Raw genomic sequence first — 18,357 nt, 5'->3', positions numbered from 1 at the left:
GGGCGGGAGGGCGCCCCATGGTAGGTTTGGCACCTCCATGTCCGCTCCTGCTTCGTCGCTCAAGGCCGTCGTCGTCGCGCTGTCCGGCAACGTGTTGGTCACGCTCATCAAGTTCATCGCCTTCTTCCTGTCGGGCTCAGGGGCGATGTTGTCGGAGGCGATCCACTCGTTGGCGGACACGGGCAACCAGGTGTTGTTGTTCCTGGGGCTGAAGCGGGCGGCGCGCGTGGAGGACGACTCGCACCCGTACGGCTACGGCGGCGAGCGCTTCATCTTCGGCATCCTGTCCGCGTCCGGCATCTTCTTCGTGGGCTGCGGCGTGACCGTCTACCACGGCATCCAGTCGCTCCTTCACCCGCACGTGGCTGAGACGGGGCCGGTGACGTTCTTGGTGCTGGGGCTGTCGTTCCTCATCGAGGGCGGCGTGTTGCTGTTCGCGATGCGAGGGCTCCTGAAGCAGGCGGCGGGCGAGCCCTTCTTCCGCTTCGTGCGGACGAAGGCCGACCCGGCGTCGGTGGCCATCCTGCTGGAGGACGGCGCGGCGGTGCTGGGCCTGGTGCTGGCGACATCGGGCATCGCGCTGGCGCACGTGACGGGCAACCCGCTGTGGGACGCGCTGGCGTCGCTCACGGTGGGCGTGCTGCTGGGGCTCATCGCCGTCTACCTGATGGTGGAGAACCGGGAGCTGCTGCTCGGCCGGTCCGTGCCGGCTGACGTGGAGCAGCGCTTCGAGGACCTGCTGCGCGCGCGCGTAAGCCTGGCGGACCTGCACGACGTGAAGACGCGGCAGCTCACGCCGGAGTCCTACCAGTTCAAGGCGGAGCTGCGCTTCAGCGAGTCCTTCGTGGCGGCCCGGCTGGCGGAGGCCCTGCCCGCGCAGGGGCTGCCCCCTGTGGGCGTGGAGCGCGAGCGCGCGTTGACGGACGCGGCCCGGCACCTCATCCGCACCCTGAGCGAGGAGATCGACGCCATTGAAGCGGAGGTCCGCCGCGCCATCCCGCAGGCGAAGCACATCGACCTGGAGCTGGAGCACCTGACCGCCGCCGCCGCCGAGGCCGCGGAGCTCCGTGCCCGCACCGGGTAGGCTTTGCCTTGAATCCTGGTTTTATTGCTTAGGCCGTGCTATGCGTTTTCCCGGTTCCCCTCATCAGGGTGGCGAGACGGGATGCGCGGACGGAATGCATGGAGCGTGGGCGTGGCGCTGCTCGTTGGCTGCGCCGGCACGTCCTACTTCCAGAGCGGCAGGGACGTCTTCTTCGGCCAGCGGGGCGAGAGGGTCTGGGTCAAGGGCCCCTGGCCGGCCATCCAACCTTCCGCGGACGTGGACGAGGTCATCGACCAGCTCTGTCCGGCGGTGATGGCGATGGACCGGGCCCGGGAGCGGGACTACGGCCAGGAGTACTGCGGGCTCATCTATTCGCTGGGCGGCGGGGAGTACTACGCGAGCTGGCCCTCGCCGCTGGGACGCACGACGTTGGTGGGCGCGGACCTGCGCCGCAAGAGCTGCAGCGTGCCCAGCGTGGTGAAGGACGACCGGGGCCTGCCGTCCACCCTGGCGGACTTCCACAGCCACCCCTGGTTCCCGTCCGGCATGTCACAGGAGGACCGCTGGGATCAGTCACAACGTTGGACCCTGCGCATCCAATTTGATGCAGGATGCACGGTGACGAAGCTGGTCCCGTACAAGGGCGAGCCGCGTCCCGGTGAGGTCTATCTGCGGCAGGGCAAGGCGTGGAAGCTCATCGGGTACATCCACGAAGCGGACAAGGACACGGGCTTCATCACGCCCGTGGAGGACTAGATGGGGCGCCAGGGTTTGTCATCGCGGCGGGTGTGGATGAAGCGCGGGCTCGCGGCGCTGCTGGCGTTGCCCCTCACCGGCTGCGTGCTCTTCGCGAGGCCCATCCGTCCGCCGCGCGCCTCCGACGAGGAGATGGCCCGCTTCCAGTTCCCGCTGGACCTGCCCGCGGAGGGACGGACGCAGACGCCCGCCCTGGTGGCGGTGGCGACGCAACTGGCGATGGATGACTTCCGTCCGCTGGACCTGAAGCCGCACAAGGGCGCGACCGCGGACGAGCTGTGCCTCTACCGGCGGGACTCCTTCGACGTGTGGACGGCGCCCGGCCCGGAGGGCGTGATGTTCGTGCGCTTCGTGCCCCGGCAGGACGTCTGCAACTCCGAAGGGCCCGTGACGGACGCGAGCGCCACGTACGCCATCGACACGCGCCAGTGGCACATCCTGTCCATCCAGCGCTAGGCCGCCGTCGCACCCGAGGGCGGCGCTTCATCCGGCGCCGCGCGCGTCAGGCCCAGCACCTTCTCCCGCTGGGGCCACGGCCACGCGCCGGTGACCATGGCCAGCTTGCCCGCGAGCACCGAGCACACCGCGACCTGGAACGTGCAGATGTACGAGATGATGCCCATGTCTCCGAACACCTGGTTCAGGTAGGACGCCACCACGCCCACGATGACCAGGCACGCTGTTCGGTGTTCCGCCGCGTACGCTCGATGGTACGCGCGCGCCGCCAGGTACACCGTCACCACCAGGTACATCCACACGCCCGTGAACCCGAACCACCCGCCGAAGGCCAGCAGGCCCAGCAGCGAGTTGTGCGGGTGGAAGCGGTACGTGGGGAACACGAACGCGATGTTGGGCAGCGGGTAGGGCTCCAGGAACTCGTGCCCGTAGCCCGTGCCGAACACGGGGTTCGTGTTCCAGGTCGCGATGAGGTTGAGGTTCTCGATGTCGCGGTAGTCCAGCTCTCCTTCGGCGTGCTGGCCCTCGATGATGGAGCGGAAGGTCGCCACCGGCTTGAAGATGCTGCTGCTGGAGCTCCACCCGGCCAGGAAGTACACGACCAGCAGCGGCGAGCACGCGATGAGCCCTCGCGTGATGAACTTCTTCAGCGGCGTCCACGGGTTGAAGAGGTACGCCGCGGCCAGCCCGCCCACGAGGCTCACGTACGCGAGCCGGCGGTCGTTGAAGAACATCCCGATGAACACCAGGATGATGATGATGAGGCCTCGGATGGCGTGGCCGGACCTGGGCCGCTCCAGCCAGCGCATGATGCACACGCTGATGGCGAAGATGAACGTCATCGAGTCCGAGTGGCAGGTCGTGTACTCCACCTCCAGGTGCTGGGCCGGGATGATGACCAGGGCGAAGTAGGTGCTCACCGCGGACTTGGTGAGCGCCGCCGCGATGATGGTCTTCGCCACCAGGGGCCAGTCCTCCGGCCCGCGCAGGCTGTAGTGGTACATCATCCCCACCAGCGGGAGCACCGCCGCCTGGTGCCACTGCCAGAGCGAGTTCTTGATGTCCCCGCCCCGCGCGATGCCCCACACCTCCATCCACATGATGGAGAAGAACGAGATCGCCAGCACCACCGCCAGCGGCCGGGGGATGGGCACCACCGGCGGATCAATCTTGGACTTCGCGGCCCGCCGGCAGATGCCGATGACGATGGCGCCGATGATGAGCCCGTCGATGAGCGGGAAGCGCAGGGCGCCAATGCCCACCAGCTCGTGCATCTGCGTGAAGAGCAGCTTCCCCAGGGGGAACAGCGGCGACGGCCAGAACATCGACTGGGGGCGCTCGGGTGTGTAGTCCACCGCGAGCACCAGGTAGAGCACCGTGATGGCCAGGTAGCGCAGCGGCACCTTGATGATGACCCACCCCACCGTGAGCGCCAGCACGGGCGCCAGGGTGACAATGGGGTCCCCGTTACCCACGGCGGCCGCACCCAGGGTGACGGCGCCCAGGCCCACGACCATGACGATGTACTGGAGCCAGGCGGCGGGCGAGGGTTTGAAGGCCATTCGAGCGAGGGGGAGGCTATATCCCGGGCCCGGGTTGGGATAGATGCGAAGGCGTATGGCTGGCACCCGACCCCGCGTCCTCCTGATTGCTGAGCTGTGCAACCCAGACTGGGTGAGCGTCCCCCTGGAAGGCTGGTCCCTGGCAAGGGCGCTCGCCGAGGTGGCGGATGTGCACCTGGTCACCCAGGTCCGCAACCGCGAGAACATCCTCAAGCAGGGGCTGGTGGAGGGGAAGGACTTCACGGCCCTGGACTCCACGCCGGTGGAGCGTCCGCTGGACAAGGTGGGCGAGCTGCTGCGCGGCAAGGCGGGCGTGGGGTGGACGACGGCCACGGCGCTGAGCGTGTTGCCGTACTACTACTTCGAGGAGCTGCTCTGGCGGCGCTTCGGGGACCGCATCCGCGCGAAGGAATTCGACGTGGTGCACCGCTACACGCCCATCAGCCCCACGACGCCCAGCACGTTGGCGGCGCGGTGCGCGGACGCCGGGGTGCCCTTCATCATGGGCCCCATGAACGGCGGCCTGCCGTGGCCCAAGGGCTTCGGCGACGCGCGCGTGCGTGAGCGCGAGTGGCTGAGCTACATCCGGGACGTCTACAAGCTGATGCCCTTCTACAAGTCGACGCGGCAGAACGCGGCGGCGCTGATGATGGGCTCGCGGGCGACGCGGGCGCAGCTGTCGCGGGAGTACCAGGACAAGGTCGTCTACATCCCGGAGAACGCCATCGACGTGCGGCGCTTCGGCGCGTCGAAGGCGGAGCCGCCGAAGCCGGGCGAGCCGCTGCGGGTGGCGTTCGTGGGGCGCTTCGTGCCGTACAAGGGCATGGCGATGCTCATCGACGCGGCGGCGCCGCTGGTGCGCGAGGGCAAGCTGCAGGTGGAGCTCATCGGCGACGGCGCGGAGATGCAGAACCTGCGCGCGCAGGTGGCGAGGGGCGGCCTGGAGAACGGCGTGACGTTCGCGGGCTGGGTGAAGCACCAGGATCTGCAGGGCCGCCTGTCGAAGAACCACATCTTCGGCTTCCCGAGCGTGCGCGAGTTCGGCGGCGCGGTGGTGGCGGAGGCGATGGCGCTGGGGCTGGTGCCCATCGTGATGGACTACGGCGGTCCGGGAGAGATCGTCAGTCCGTCCACGGGCTTCGCCATTCCCATGGGCACGCCGCGGGAGATTGTGGAGCGCGTGCGAGGAGTCCTGGAGAAGCTGGTCGCGGATCCGTCCGTGATTGGCCCCATGGGCGAGCGCGCACGGGCGCGCATCCTCAAGCACTTCACGTGGAAGGCGAAGGCGGAGCAGGTGCTGGAGGTGTACCGCTGGGTGTCCGGCGAGCGCGGCCAGCCGGACTTCGGCATGCCGCTGGCGGACTGAGGTCCGCGGTATTCCCAGGGGCGCATACCTCCCGCGAGGCATGGTCCCTGGCGCTGATCCGATGGACGTTCTTCTCGTTCCCGCATGGGAACGAAAGGACACGTCATGGCAACGGTCGGACAGCGGTTCAAGACGGGCAGCAAGTGCGAGACGTCGGGCATCTACGCGTTCGATGGCTACGCGGATGGTTCAACGACTCCCTCGCCGACGGCGGAGGAGCGCGTCATCCCCCTGAGCGCGGGGGAGACGTTCCCGCCCATCCGGTCGCAGAACAAGTCGGCCTGGTGGAAGCTCCAACGCATCACCTGATGCGTGCGTCTCGGCACGGAGCCACGGCTCCGTGACGGGGCGTCGGGCTAGGGTTCCAGGCATGAGCTCCTCCCTGCTTCGCCGCGCCGTCCGTGGCTTCGCGGCCTACGACCTGATCGTCACGCTCCCGTTCGCCACACCGTGGACGGCGGAAGCGATGCTGGGCGTCATGCGCTGGATGCACGAGAGCCTGGCGCTGGGCGGTGAGGCCATGCCGGTCTTCACGCCCGTGCACGTGTTCTTCGTCGCCCTCTTCGGGGTGCTCGCTGTCATCTGGGCGCTGGTCCGCGTCCTCCAGCCCACCGCGCTGCATGGCGCCATCGACACGGTGGGCCGGGGACTCGTCTCCGCGTGGATGGTGCTGGCGATCACGCAGGGGGCATCCCAGGTGCTTGGCGTGTTCCTCGTGATGGAGGCCGCGGGCATGTTCGTGCAGGGCGCGCTCCTGTTCGGTGCGCGGAGCCGGGCGGCGGCTCCCGCGACGGGGACCTGAGCGGAGGCCCTTGCCTCTGCACCTTGGTGCAGGGGTTAGCGTCCTTCGCATGAACCCTGAACCGTCCCTGCTTCGCCGAGTCGTCTTCGCCAGCGCGCTGTACGACTTCTTCGTCACCATCCCCTTCGCCACGCCGTGGACCGCGAACGCCGTGCTCGCGAGCATCCGGTCCGTGCACCACGCGCTCGGCCTGGGCGGTGAGCCGCTCCCCGCGTTCACGTCCACGCACCTGTTCTTCGTGGCCCTGTTCGGCACCATCGTGACGCTGTGGTCCGTCGTGCGGCTCGTTCAGCCCACCGCGTTCAACGGCGCCGTGGACACCGCGGGCCGGGCGCTGTTCTCCACCTGGATGGCGTGGTCGCTCACGCAGGGTGCGACGCGGGTGCTTGTCGTGTTCCTCGTACTGGAGCTGGCGTGGATGTTCGCGCAGGGCGGTGTCATCCTCGGTGCCAGGAGGTGGCGTGGTGGCATCCCCGCGACGGCCCGTTGAAGCAGTGCCCTTGCGCATCGGCGCGCTCGCCCGTGAATCCGGCGTGAAGCTGTCCACGCTGCGCTTCTACGAGCGCCGCAAGCTGCTGCTGCCCATGGACCGCAGCGAGAGCGGCCAGCGTCTCTACGGCCCGGACGCCGCCATCCGCGTGCGCTTCATCCGACGCTCGCAGGAGCTGGGCTTCACGTTGAAGGAGGTGTCCGCCGTGCTCGCCCTGACGGACCGGCGCGGCACTCCCACTCGCGACGTGGCCCGCTTCGCTGAAGCGAAGGTCCAGGCCATCGACGCGCGCATCGACGACCTGCGCCGCATGCGTCGCGCCATCACCACGCTGATGGCCGAAGGCTTCTGCCCTCCGGACACCGTGTGTCCCATCCAGGCGTCGCTCGGCGCACCGAAGCCTCCGGCGAAGCGGAAGCCCCGCGCCTGAGCGCTACCGCCGCTCCGCCTCACGCGTGGTGCGCACCCACTCGCCGCGCTTCTCCGCGCCGGGGCCTCGCACCATCAGCCACACCTTCCACACCACGTAGAAGGGCGCCCACGCCAGGTCCAGCAGGCCGCGAGCCCCCACGCCGGACACCCACCAGCCGCGCAGCACGTACAGCGACAGCGACATCAGGCCGAACGACGCCAGCGCGGACGCCGCCACCGCCGTGCCGCCGGACAGCCACACCACGCCGGTCGCCAGCACCGAACCCGCCACCGTCGCCAGCACCAGCTGGCTCAGGGGCGGCACCAGCACGTCCATGGACAGGTCCAGCAAGAGCCCGCTCTTCTGCTTCAGCGCGTCGCTGAGCAGCGGCCACCCGTGCAGCTTGCGCATCTGCGCGCGCCCGCCCTCCCAGCGCTGGCGCTGGGAGCGGCTCTGCTTCTCCGCCGTGACCATCTCGCCCAGCACCTCCGCCTCCCAGGCGTAGTGCACGCGGTGCCCCGCGCGCGCCAGGCGGATGCCGTACTCCAGGTCCTCCACCACGCTGAACGCGTCGTGCGGCACCTGCTTCAGCACCGCGTGCGTGAAGCACATGCCGTTGCCGCGCAGGCCGCAGGACACGCCCATCCGCTCGCGCCCCATGGAGCGCACGCGGTGGAACATCCCCAGCGCGATGGTCATCAGCCGCGTGCGCCACGACGCCGTGGGGTTCATCACGCCGTAGTGCGCCTGCGCGCCGTGCGCCCCGTCCTCCAGCCGGCGGGCGAAGGCGTGCAGCAGGTTCGCGGACACCACCGTGTCCGCGTCCACCACCACCACCGCGTCCGCGAAGCCGTCACGCTGGCTGTGCTCGAAGGCGTGCGCCAGCGCGTAGCCCTTGCCGCGCTTCTCCGCGTCCTGGCGCTCCAGCACCGTGGCGCCCGCCTCCCGCGCCTTCTGGGCCGTCGCGTCCGAGCAGTTGTCCGCCACCACGATGATGCGCCGCAGGTGCGCCGGGTAGTCCACCGCGGACAGGTTCGCCACCGTCCGGGCAATGCCCAGCTCCTCGTTGTGCGAGGGGATGATGACGTCGAACTTCCGCGCCGCCGGCGACGGCGGTACCGGCGCCGCCTTGCGCCCCGACAACAGCGTCAGGAGCAGCAGGTAGCCGCAGCCCACCACCACCGGCAGCAGTCCCACGCACAGCGCCACGTCCACCCAGGTCCAGACCGTCACGACAGTGTCACCCCCGCGCTCGCGCCATCTTCAAGGACGGCCGAGCGCACGAACCTTCAGCGCCGCTCCAGCTCCGCCAGCACCGGCAACTTGAGCAGCCGCTCCACTTGCCACTTCTCCAGGACCCGGCGGCGCAGGATGTCCAGCGCCACCGCCGCGAACACCGCCAGCGCCACCCCGCCCACCACGCCCGCGATGGCGATGAGCTTCGGGTTCGGCTTGGACGGCTTCTCCGGGAAGAGCGCCGGCAACAGCACGCTGTAGCGGTGCTTCATGGAGACTTTGGAGATCTCCAGCTCCGTCTGCGCCTGGTCCAACCGGCGCAGCTTCTCCTGGTGCCGCATCACCACCATGCGCATCCGGTCCGTGGCCACCGCCACCTCCGGATCATCCGGCGTGCCCAGCATCGCGCCCGCCATGGGAGCGCCGAAGCCCGCCGCCAGGCTCGTGCCCTCGGTCGTGGAGTCCACGTCCGTGCCGCCCATGCGCAGGTACTCCTGGATGAGCGACTGCTCCTCGGAGCGCAGGGACGTCAGCTGCGGCGAGTCCGCCTGCATCGTCGCCACGCGCTGCTCCAGGTCGACAATCACCGGGTGCTGCGGAGAGAAGACGACGCGCTGCTCCGCCAGCTGCGAGCGCAGCTCCGTGAGGCGGCGGCCGCGGAACTCCTCCACGTCGCGGATGGCGCGGCGCTTGGCCTGCACCAGGAACTTCAGCTGCGCGAGCGCGTGGTCCGTCGCCAGGAGCGCCTGCCGCGCGCTGGCCTGCTTGGGGTCCGCTTCCTTCTTCTTGCGGCGCGCATCCGCGGCCCGCACCGCGCGCTCCAGGTCCGCGATGGCCTGCTTGATGTTCGCGGCCTCGTTGGCCACCTGGCCCTGGAGGATGTTCACGGACTCGGAGATGGCGCCCATCTCCGAGTCATGGCGCATGTCGAGGAAGTTCTGCGCCGCGGCCTCCACGATGTTGAAGGCCATCTGCGGGTCGCTCCAGTCCACCCCGATGGTGACCGTGCCGCTGCCGCCCTCCGCCATCACGATGAGGCTGGTCTCCAGCATCGCGATGAGCGCCTCCTCCTTCTCCTCGTCCGTCATGGGAGGCGGAGCCTTCTTCAGGTACTGCTCCTTCATGCGGCTGAGGGGCGACCGCATGTGGTCCCAGTACTCGATGAGCTTCGCGTTCTTCACCACGGACTTGAGGTTGCCGCGGCTGAGCACCATCTCCCACGCGGCGCGCGTGGGTTGATCCGCCTCCACCGGGATGGACCGGCCCGGGTTCACCAACGAGGAGATGATGAGGTTGCGGTACGTCAGCATCCGCGTCTCGACGTGGTACTTGCGCGGCATCAGCTTCGCCGCCGCCGAACCCAGCCCCGCCATCACCGCGACGATGCACAGCCCCAGGAACCAGTGCCGGAAGATGGCCCTGCGCACGAAGCCCAGCCCGTCGAACAGGAAGCCCCAGTCGATGAGGTCCGCCGGCGCGTTCGTCTCCTCGCGCTCGGGGACGTACGGCGGGGGCGGGGCGGAGCGAGGCGTGCGTGGGGCCGGCGTCGTCACGCGTTGCCCCGGGGCGCCGCGGCCTTGAGCACGTGGCGCACGCGCTTCTCCAGCTCCTCGGGCGTGAAGGGCTTGCCCAGGTAGCCGTTGGCGCCGGCCTCTTCCGCGTAGGCCTTGTCCTCCGGCAGGTTGCGCGCGGACACCATCAACACCGGCACGTGCGCGATGGCGGGCGTGCGGCGGATGTGCTCGCAGACGTCGTAGCCGGACACGTCCGGCAACGTCAGGTCCAGACACACGAGGTCCGGCTTGAGCTCGCCGCTCGCCAGGTACTCCATGGCGGCCTTGCCGTTGGGCTGCTCCACCACGTTCTTCACGCCCATCTGCTCGAGCATGTCACGCAGCATGACGCGGAACATCGGAGAGTCCTCCACGAGGAGGACGGTGAGCTGTTGGAGCTCCATCACGTCTGACGCCTTTCCTTCCCTCACCCGAACCCGTACCTGGGAACGAGGACGAGCACGCCATATGCGTACGCCATGTTGAAGAGGGCCACCCACAGGATGGCCTTCTTCATCCCCCGCCAGGGATGCGCATCGCGCGCGGCCGCTCCGGGCAGCGCGATGGTGGCAACGAGGACGGACAGGAGGATGAGCTTCGCCATGGCGGGAGCCTCAGAGGATACCCGTTTTCTGGACCGTCAGTCCCAGCGTCGCGGACCACACCGTGCGGGCCGCCTCCACGTCGGGCGAGCGAGTCCATGCCGCGCGGGTGTCCACCTCCAGGGTCATCCACCGGTTCACCGTCCAACCCGCGCCCACACCGCCCACCACCTGCCGGTCCCCCACGGCTCCGCCTACCGCGAAAGCACCGCCTCCCGTCCCGGAGAACCGGAAGCGCGGGCTCAGCGCCCAGGTGCCGTTCAACGTCAGGTCAGCCCTCGGGTAGACGAGCCCCGTCAGCCGATCCACGAAGGGCGTCACGCGCGCGGCGAGCCGGCCGTTGAAGTCCGCCGTCCGCGACGGCACCCGGTGGGACACCGCCAGCGTCAGGTCCGGGAGCAGCTCCAGGCGCTGCGGCGGATCCTCCACGGGCGCGCCCCCGACCTGGAAGGTCGTCAGCCGCCGCCCACCTGACAAGGTGGATGACGGGGTGACTCCGGGCACGTCCGGGTCATCCGTGGGGTCGTCCTCCGTCGCGCGCACGGAGTACGCCACGCCCACGCCGACCCCGGCCTCCACCGCCGTGCGCCGATCCAACCGGTGCGTCCAGCCGCCGGTGAGCGTGGTCACGGTGGCGCGAGCGCCGGTGGAGAAGCGCGAGTCCGAGTACGCCAGCGTGGTGCTCAGCGTGTGCCGGGGCGCGGGGGAGTTCCCCAGGGACAGCTGCGCGCGAGGGCCGTACTGGAAGGGCACCGCCTCCTTCGCCGTGTCGTCCAGGCCGCCGCTGGCGGAGAAGCCCGCGCTGCCGGAAAGCCGCCAGCCCGGGCCCAGCCACACCGTCTCCGCCGCCAGCGTCGTCAGCGAGGACAGGAAGAACACCGTGTCCACGCCCTCCGGCAGGGGCTGGATGGGGAGGGCCGGCGTGTCCCCGGGCACCGCCGGGTCGTCGTCCAGGCTGCCGCCCAGGGGCAGGTTGGTGAAGAGGTTCACCTGTCCCAGCACGAACTCCTGGGTGCCGTGCAGGGTGAGCCCGCGCGAGGGGCGCCAGTCCCCCAAGAGCCGCCCCACGTGCTGCACCTCGGTGCGCGGGTTGGTGGTGGCCTCACGGAAGGAGATGCGCGGCGCGTACTCCACCTGCGCCACCGCGCTGCCGTCGTCGTACTTCAGGCTCACGGTGGGGACGATGTCCATGTCCGCCGCCAGGGGGGACACGGCCTCCCCCGTGGCCTGCGCGTCCATGGAGCGCGCGCGGGTGTCCACGCGGGCCGATGCGCCGTACTTCACGGAGGCGGAGGCCACCTCCAGCCACAGGCTCGCGAGGGCCGCGTCCAGCACGGGTTACTCCACCACCACCACGTCGCCGGGGCGCAGGCGGAAGGCGGCCGCGCGGCCTTCGCCGCGGATGATGTCCTCGTAGCGCACGCGGATGCGCGTGGGCTGCTCCGCCTGCGGGTCATCCCGGCGCAGCACGAAGATGCGGTCGCGGTGGGCGTAGTCGGTGAAGCTGCCGGCGGCGCCCAGCGCCTGGAGCAGCGTCGCGCCCGGGTCCAGCACGTGCGCGCCCACGTTGGCGACTTCCCCCAGCATCGTCACGGACATGGGGCGCGCTTCCTCCAGCGACACCGTGACCACGGGGTGGTTGATGAAGTCCTTGAGCCGCGTCTGGATCTGCTGCGCCAGCAGGGCCGGCGAGTGGCCCGCGGCCTCCACGTCGTCCAGGAAGGTGAGGCTGATGTTGCCGTCCTCGCGCACCTTGGCGCGCGTGGTGAGCGCCTCCTGGCCGAACACCTTCACGTTGAGCACGTCGCCGGGGACGATGCGGTAGGCGGCGTCCGACTCGGTGGGCTTCTCCTGGTAGTCGTTCACCCAGGTGTACTGGCCCAGGCCGCTGCACGCGGGGGCCAGGAGGAGCAACCCGGCGCACGCGAGCGCGCGGGAGACGGGACCGCGGAATCGGGACGGGCGGGAAGGCATGGCCTGAGAGTTCCTCACGCGGCGGGGGCGGCCGGCACGGCCACCTCGGCACCATTACCACCGCGCTGCTTCGCCATGCGCACGACCTGGAGCAGCTCCGAGGGACGCACGGCGCCGGTGCCCAGCACGCCCGCCACGTAGGCGGAGGCCGTCAGCCCCAGCCGGGGCCACGCCTGCATGCCCGCTCCGGACAGCACCCGGTCCAGGACGACGCAGCCCACGCACACCGCGGCCGTCTTGGCCACCATGAGGAGGGAGCGCCGGTCGAAGGAGTTCCTCCCCATGCGGCTGAGGAAGAGCACCGTGACGATGACCTCCGTGAAGAACATGGAGAGCGCCGTGGCGGTGGCGCCGCCGGACGGGCCGATGCGCCGGAACAGCCACGGGATGAGCATCAGGTTGAGGATGGGGTTCACCACCGCGCCCATGGTGGCCGCCAGCGTCACCCACCACTCCTTGTTGGACATGGTCAGCCAGATGCTGCTGACCATGGTGACGTAGGCCATCACGAAGATGGGGGACAGCACACGCAGGGGCAGCGCCGCGGGCTCGAAGCCGGGGCCGCACATCAGGCGCACCCACAGGTCCGCGCCCAGCACCATGGCCATCATCACCGGCACGGTGAACGCGAGCACGCCCTCCAGCGAGCGGCGCGTCAGGTTCGACAGCTCCGCGGGCGAGCGGGCCGCCGCGCGCGACATCATGGGCATCAGCACCCAGCCGAAGATGGGGGAGATGAGGAACGTGAGCCCCGCGATGCTGAACGCACCGCCGTACCAGCCCACCTCCTCCTTCGACGCGAGCTTGCCCAGCAGCGTCATGTCCGTGCGCCCGTTGCACGCCAGCGCCGCAGCGGTGAGGAAGAACGGCAGGCACGCCTTCATCACCTTCTTCGTCGCCGTCAGGTCGACGCGGAACTTCAGCCCCAGGTGCTCCTTCGCCAGCTTCCAGCTGATGAGGAGCTTCACCGCCTCCGACAGCACCATGGGCACGGCCAGCCACTGCAGGCTCACGCCGAACGCGGCCATCAGCGCCAGGCCGCCGCCCCACACAATCTTGGTGATGACGTTGGAGACGGACAGGCCCGCGACCTTGCCCTTGGAGTGCAGCAGCGCGGCCATGGACGCGTTGATGACCATGAGCGACTGGGCCACCGCGAACCACTGCACCAGGTGCTGCACCTCCGGAGGCTCGCCGGTGTGGTGGAGCACCAGCGCCAGCGCCACCATCAGGATGAGCGTCATCCCCAGGCGCAGGAGCATCGTGGTGCCAAAGAAGTCGCTCGCGTGCTCCGGCCGGACGGGGACTTCCTTCCGGATGTACGTCTCCAGGCCCAGGTTCGTGGCCACGAAGAACGTGGCGGCGAACGCCTCCGACCAGTTGAAGTAGCCGAACGCCTCCGGCCCCAGGTAGCGCGGCATCAGCGCGCGGATGCCCAGCGCGATGGCGTACGTCACCATCAGCGAGCCTCCGAGCTGGATGGTGCTGCGGACCGCGCCGCGCACTTCGTTCGCACGGGCGCCGTCGTCGGCTTCAGCGGAGGGGGAGGTCGGACTGTTCACGGTCATGGATGACGCGGGCCTTCGGGGCTGCTGCACACCAGGGGAGGAAGGCCCGCCCCATGGAAAGACGAACGGGCCCGGCGCGTCAACGCCGGGCCCGGAATGACACCCCGGTTGCTAGCTTGCTCCGCGACCGGTGATGACCACGGGCACCGTCTGCAGGAGCAGCCGCAGGTCGCCGGTGAGGCTCCAGTGGTCGATGTACTGCATGTCCAGGTACATCCACTGCTCGAAGGAGATCTGGTTGCGGCCGGACACCTGCCAGATGCAGGTGAGGCCCGGGCGCACGGACAGGCGGCGGCGCTGCCACGTCTCGTACTTCGCCACCTCGCTGGGCACCGGCGGGCGCGGGCCCACGATGCTCATCTCACCGCGGAGCACGTTGAGGAACTGGGGCAACTCGTCGATGGAGAACTTGCGGATGAAACGACCGATGCCGGTGATGCGCGGGTCGTTCTTCATCTTGAAGACGGGGCCGGTCTGCTCGTTCTGCGCGGCCAGCCGCTCCTTGAGCTCCTCCGCGTTCACCACCATGGAGCGGAACTTCAGCATGTAGAACGGCTTGCCGTGCTGCCCGGTGCGCAGCTGCTTGAAGAAGATGGGGCCGCGCGAGGTGAGCTTGATGCAGGCGGCCACCACCGCGAACAGCGGCAGCAGGGCCCACAGCGCCACCGCGGACACGGCGATGTCGAACAGGCGCTTCATGGCCATCTGGTGCGGCTTGGGCGCCACCGCGGCGAAGTGCAGGTAGCCGTCCGCCACCGCGCGGGAGTCCACCGGGCGGGCGCGGTCCAGGCGGAACGAGTGCGCCGGCAGCGCGAACGGCACGCCGAAGCGCTCCGCCAGCTTGATGGCCGCCTGCATGGACTCGCCCTGCTTGAGCGTGTTGCCCGCGATGTAGACCTCGCTGACGGGCAGCGTGCGCAGCAGGCGCTCCAGCTCGTCCGCGGGCCCCAGCACGTCCGCCGGCAGGCTGTCGCCAGAGGCGTGGTCCGCGGGGAAGCGCACGTAGCCCAGGATCTTGTGACGGCCGCGCTTGAGCAGGTCCTCGCCCGTGTAGCGGCCCATGGCGCCGGTGCCCACGATGAGCACCTCCTCCGTGGGGGCCTCCTGCGAGGCCACCTGGCGGAAGACGCCCAGGCGCAGCAGCAGGGCCACCGGCCAGAAGATGAAGAGCAGCGGCGCCAGGCCCACGTGGGCCGCGGTGGGCATCGCCAGCTCCAGCACCGCCTGGATGGTCACCACCGCCAGCGTGGTGACGGACACCAGCGCCACGTGGTCCAGCTTGCTGCGCTCGGCGAAGCGCGAGTCGTACAGGCACAGCGCCGTGCCCGTGATGAGCCACACCAGCACCGCCGTCAGCACCATGCTGGGCAGCTCCCAGCTCATGGGGAACGTCAGCCCGCCGCGCATCCAGGCGGAGCCCAGCAGCACCGCCACCAGCAGCGCCACATCCACGGTGAGGTTCAGCTTCGCCGCGAAGCCAGGGGCCAGGCGCGGCGGATCGGTGACCTCGGCCGCGGCCGGCACCCCGGAAGCCTTGACCTCGGCGCTTGCAGTCGCACTGCTCATCGTGTCCACCCCCCTCTGCTCACGTTCGGCTCTTGCAGAGGATACCGTCTAGACTAGAAAAGTTTAACCAGGAGGAAATGCAAGATTGCCAAATAGTGCGTCGCGGCGCAACCACTGCTCAGCAAGAAATACATGACAACAGGTAAAAACTTGGACACCCATCCCAGCCGTCGGGTGTGAGTTCGCGTCCATGGACATTGAGGTCCAATGGGTCCCTTGGATCCCACCTGGACCCCAAAGCCGCCGGCTGCGCCCGCCGACTGCATGTACGATGCCCGTCTGACAGTCGGGTGCCTGCGCTCCTACCGAGATGCGTCATGGCGGAAGTCATGAGGAATTCCCGGAGGTTGAGAGTGGGTCTCCAGGCGCTCTGTCCCGGTGTAGACGTTGCAGCGGCCGTTCCTTGAGAACGCGGCGAGCGTCACGCCAGCACGCAGGGCCAGGTCGATGGCCAGGGAGCTGGCGGCGGACACGCTGACCACGACGGGGATGCGGGCGCGGGCGGCCTTCTGGACGATTTCGAAGCTGGCGCGGCCGCTGACGGCCAGGACCGTGGGGGCGGCGGGGAAGGGCGGTGTGGGCAACCGGAGCGGGGCGCGCACGGCGCCGGCCAGGACCAGGGCTCCCACCACCTTGTCCACGGCGTTGTGGCGGCCCACGTCCTCATAGGAGGCGAGCAGCTCGCCATGGGCATCCAGCGCGGCGGCGGCGTGCACTCCACCGGTGTGTTCAAACGTGTGCTGGATGTCGCGCAGGCGTTCGGTGGCGCGGGCCACGGTGTGGGCGGAGAGGACGGGGCCTGGAGCGACGGGGGCGCACGTGGCCATCAGGTCGTCCACGTCGCGGCGGCCGCACACGCCACAGGCGGAGGTGGTGAGGGTGCCGCGGCGGGTGGCCTCCACGCGCTCCAGGTCGAGCACTGCACCGGCGGCGGGAACGACCTCCAGCACGTTGCCGTACCCTTCCTCGCCGGGGTGGCCGCAGTGGAACAGGCTGCCCAGGTCGTCGCCGTCGTTGAGGATGCCTTCGGCGAAGAGAAAACCCACCGCCAGCTCGCGATCATGCCCGGGGGTCCGCATGGTGGTGGCGACGGGGTCGCCATTCACGCGGATCTCCAGGGGCTCCTCCACGGCCACGCGGTCATCCTCGGCCGCACGGAGCGTGTCTCCGTCGAAGCGGCGCACGGGGCGGTGGGTGACGCCGCGCGGCTCTGGGCGAGAGACCTTGGATGTCGCGGATTGATCACGCAGCCACGCGGTGAGGAGGTCCGCGACGGCGGTGGCGGTGGCCGGCACGCGCGGGCGCGAGGCCACGGTGGACGGAAGCGTGGGCGCGTCCGTCACCAGGGCGAGCACGTCGGGGCGGGAGGCAGCGAGCGGGGATTCCAGGCCCTCGCGCCACACTTCCAGCTTCGGGAGGGGGCCGTCCTTCCAGCCCTCCACGAGCACCAGATCCACGCGGCCCGCGTCTCGCGCGAGGAGCGAAGGGGACAGGGGCTGCCGGGTGGTGAGCTGCGTGCCGTCCGGCGTGGCGAAGCCGGTGAGCGCGGCGCCCGCGGCGTCCAGGCGCGCGGTGTCGCTGCCCGGGCGGTGGAGCGGGTGCGCATCCGATGAGTGCTTCACGTACGCGACGCGCAGGCCGCGCGAGGCCAGCTCCGGCAGCAGGCGCTCCAGGAGCGTCGTCTTGCCGGCGCCGGAGTGGCCGATGAGGGCGAGCGCGGGAGGCGGCTTCATACGGCCTCCACGGCGTGGAAATCCGGTGCGTCGAAGAGCTGCACGTCCACGGACTCGCCCTGGGCGAAGTCGGCGCGGCCGGCGGGGAGCACGGCCCAGCCCCGGGCGGCCACGTTCTGCAGAATCTGTCCGGCGCCCTGGGGACGCAGGCGGGCCCACGGTTCAACGCTGTCCTCGCGCGCTTCGAGCGCCGAGACGGTGACGAGGTAGGTGAGGCCGGCCTGCTTGTGGCGGGGCTCGGAGAGGCGAGCGCGGGTGACGCGGCGCTGTTCGATGACGCCCTGGTGCTTGAAGAGGAGGGGCCGCGCGAACTGGTCGAACGCGACGGTGGCGGCGCCGGGGTTGCCGGGCAGCACGACGACGGCGGTGGAGCCCAGGCGGGCCACGGCCACGGGCTTGCCGGGCTTGAGCGCGACGCCGTCCACGAGGAAGCGCACGCCCATCCGGGTGAGGACGCGCTTCACGCAGTCCTTGTCGCCCACGGACGCGCCGCCGGTGGTGATGAGCACGTCGACCTGAGGCGCGAGCTGCTCCAGCTGGGCGTGCAGCTCCGCTTCGTCATCGCGCGAGCGGGCCAGGTGCGTGACGTCCGCGCCGGCCTCGCGGGCCAGGGCGGCCACGAGGAGGCGGTTGCTCTCGAAGACCTGGTGGGGTTGCGCGGGCTGGCCAGGGGGAACGAGCTCGTCGCCGGTGGCGATGACAGCGACGCGCGGCGCGGGGCGCACGAGCGCGGTGGCTTCACCCAGCGACGCGAGCACGCCGAGCACGGTGGCGTCCACGCGCTGGCCGGCGGGGAACAGCGGAGTGCCGGGCATCACCTCTTCGCCAGCGCGGCGCAGGTCATGGCCGGGGGCGACGGAGACGAAGAGGTCCACGTGGGAGCCGTCGTCGGTGGGGCGCGCGGCCTCCTGGCGGACGACGGCGTCGGCGCCGGGGGAGAGGGGGGCGCCGGTGAAGACGCGCGCGGCCTCGCCGGGCTGGAGGGCGCGGCGCGGGAGGTGGCCGGCGTAGACGGTGTCGACGACGCGCAGGCGCGCGGGGCGGTCGCGGTTGGCGCCCCGGGTCTCCTCGGCGCGCACGGCCCACCCGTCCATGGCGGAGTTGTCGCAGCCGGGCAGCGCGCGTGACGCGACGATGCCAGCGGCGAGGAACCGGCCATGGGCTTCCATCAAGGGAAGCCGGGCGGGGGCCGCGGGCAGAATGGCATCGAGCGCGGCCAGTCGCGCGGCGGGGAGG

At 70.2% G+C, this 18,357-nt stretch carries 19 protein-coding genes; 8 read left to right on the top strand and 11 right to left on the bottom strand.

Translation table 11 applies throughout. The features are described from left to right. The 3 genes from D7V77_RS29550 to D7V77_RS29540 form a co-directional block, all read left to right on the top strand. Positions 1–1,084: cation diffusion facilitator family transporter (locus D7V77_RS29550; protein ID WP_233597321.1), on the top strand; the 1,084-nt coding region annotated here is incomplete at its 5' end. 111 nt (positions 1,085–1,195) lie between these two features. Further along, on the top strand, positions 1,196–1,801 hold the full coding sequence (locus tag D7V77_RS29545; protein WP_233597320.1) for a hypothetical protein: 606 nt from the start codon (positions 1,196–1,198) through the stop codon (positions 1,799–1,801). Then, positions 1,802–2,257: a hypothetical protein gene (locus D7V77_RS29540; RefSeq protein ID WP_120579636.1), complete on the top strand. Its 456-nt coding sequence runs from the start codon at positions 1,802–1,804 to the stop codon at positions 2,255–2,257. It abuts the gene before it with no gap. Here the strand turns inward: D7V77_RS29540 and wzy are convergent. Beyond that, positions 2,254–3,819 carry an exopolysaccharide repeat unit polymerase gene (wzy, locus tag D7V77_RS29535; RefSeq protein WP_120579635.1) on the bottom strand — a complete coding sequence of 522 codons (1,566 nt, stop codon included), beginning with the start codon at positions 3,817–3,819 and terminating at the stop codon, positions 2,254–2,256. The two genes, D7V77_RS29540 and wzy, sit on opposite strands and share 4 nt — an antisense overlap. A gap of 55 nt (positions 3,820–3,874) precedes the next feature. On the opposite strand from wzy, the gene epsH reads away from it, so the two are divergent. The 5 genes from epsH to D7V77_RS29510 all read left to right on the top strand — a co-directional run bounded on the left by epsH (position 3,875) and on the right by D7V77_RS29510 (position 6,907). Beyond that, a complete protein-coding gene (gene epsH / locus D7V77_RS29530; RefSeq protein ID WP_120579634.1) occupies positions 3,875–5,185 on the top strand; it encodes an exopolysaccharide biosynthesis glycosyltransferase EpsH in 1,311 nt (436 codons plus the stop codon). Positions 5,186–5,290: 105 nt separating this feature from the next. Continuing rightward, positions 5,291–5,494, top strand: coding sequence for a YjzC family protein (locus tag D7V77_RS29525; RefSeq protein ID WP_120579633.1), 204 nt, complete (start codon positions 5,291–5,293; stop codon positions 5,492–5,494). Between the two features lie 61 nt (positions 5,495–5,555). Next, positions 5,556–5,987 carry a hypothetical protein gene (locus D7V77_RS29520; RefSeq protein ID WP_120579632.1) on the top strand — a complete coding sequence of 144 codons (432 nt, stop codon included), beginning with the start codon at positions 5,556–5,558 and terminating at the stop codon, positions 5,985–5,987. A gap of 49 nt (positions 5,988–6,036) precedes the next feature. Beyond that, positions 6,037–6,477, top strand: a complete 441-nt coding sequence (locus tag D7V77_RS29515) for a hypothetical protein (RefSeq protein ID WP_120579631.1) — start codon at positions 6,037–6,039, stop codon at positions 6,475–6,477. Beyond that, positions 6,452–6,907, top strand: a complete 456-nt coding sequence (locus D7V77_RS29510; protein WP_158624512.1) for a MerR family DNA-binding protein — start codon at positions 6,452–6,454, stop codon at positions 6,905–6,907. The genes D7V77_RS29515 and D7V77_RS29510 overlap by 26 nt, the downstream gene beginning before the upstream one ends. A 3-nt stretch (positions 6,908–6,910) precedes the next feature. On the opposite strand, the gene epsU is transcribed toward D7V77_RS29510, so the two are convergent. From epsU to glp, 10 genes are all read right to left on the bottom strand, one after another. Continuing rightward, a complete protein-coding gene (epsU, locus tag D7V77_RS29505) occupies positions 6,911–8,122 on the bottom strand; it encodes an exopolysaccharide biosynthesis GT2 family glycosyltransferase EpsU (RefSeq protein ID WP_120579629.1) in 1,212 nt (403 codons plus the stop codon). A gap of 56 nt (positions 8,123–8,178) precedes the next feature. Beyond that, entirely contained in the window at positions 8,179–9,678 is a 1,500-nt protein-coding gene (epsV, locus tag D7V77_RS29500) for a PCP family exopolysaccharide biosynthesis protein EpsV (protein WP_120579628.1), read from the bottom strand. Continuing rightward, positions 9,675–10,082, bottom strand: a complete 408-nt coding sequence (epsW, locus tag D7V77_RS29495) for an exopolysaccharide biosynthesis response regulator EpsW (protein WP_120579627.1) — start codon at positions 10,080–10,082, stop codon at positions 9,675–9,677. Before epsW ends, epsV begins: the two co-directional genes overlap by 4 nt. Positions 10,083–10,105: 23 nt before the next feature. Next, entirely contained in the window at positions 10,106–10,282 is a 177-nt protein-coding gene (locus D7V77_RS44370; protein WP_014400807.1) for a hypothetical protein, read from the bottom strand. A 10-nt stretch (positions 10,283–10,292) separates the two neighbouring features. Continuing rightward, on the bottom strand, positions 10,293–11,615 hold the full coding sequence (gene epsX, locus D7V77_RS29490; RefSeq protein WP_120579626.1) for an exopolysaccharide export protein EpsX: 1,323 nt from the start codon (positions 11,613–11,615) through the stop codon (positions 10,293–10,295). Between the two features lie 3 nt (positions 11,616–11,618). Then, a complete protein-coding gene (gene epsY / locus D7V77_RS29485) occupies positions 11,619–12,254 on the bottom strand; it encodes an exopolysaccharide export protein EpsY (protein ID WP_120579625.1) in 636 nt (211 codons plus the stop codon). Positions 12,255–12,268: 14 nt separating this feature from the next. Further along, positions 12,269–13,822 (bottom strand): exopolysaccharide biosynthesis flippase, encoded by a 1,554-nt coding sequence (gene wzx, locus D7V77_RS29480; protein WP_211487074.1) that lies wholly within the window; start codon positions 13,820–13,822, stop codon positions 12,269–12,271. A 111-nt stretch (positions 13,823–13,933) separates the two neighbouring features. Further along, positions 13,934–15,388 carry an exopolysaccharide biosynthesis polyisoprenyl-phosphate hexose-1-phosphate transferase EpsZ gene (gene epsZ / locus D7V77_RS29475; RefSeq protein WP_167548579.1) on the bottom strand — a complete coding sequence of 485 codons (1,455 nt, stop codon included), beginning with the start codon at positions 15,386–15,388 and terminating at the stop codon, positions 13,934–13,936. Positions 15,389–15,690: 302 nt separating this feature from the next. Then, positions 15,691–17,121 (bottom strand): formate dehydrogenase accessory sulfurtransferase FdhD, encoded by a 1,431-nt coding sequence (gene fdhD, locus D7V77_RS29470; protein ID WP_120579623.1) that lies wholly within the window; start codon positions 17,119–17,121, stop codon positions 15,691–15,693. Beyond that, positions 17,118–18,357, bottom strand: a 1,240-nt coding sequence (gene glp, locus D7V77_RS29465; protein WP_147452200.1) for a gephyrin-like molybdotransferase Glp, incomplete at its 5' end; no start/stop codon positions are given. The genes fdhD and glp, both read right to left, overlap by 4 nt.

It is taken from the genome of Corallococcus sp. CA041A, assembly GCF_003612075.1.
Taxonomy (GTDB): Bacteria; Myxococcota; Myxococcia; order Myxococcales; family Myxococcaceae; genus Corallococcus; species Corallococcus exiguus.
This window is presented reverse-complemented; position numbering and strand designations above follow the sequence as displayed.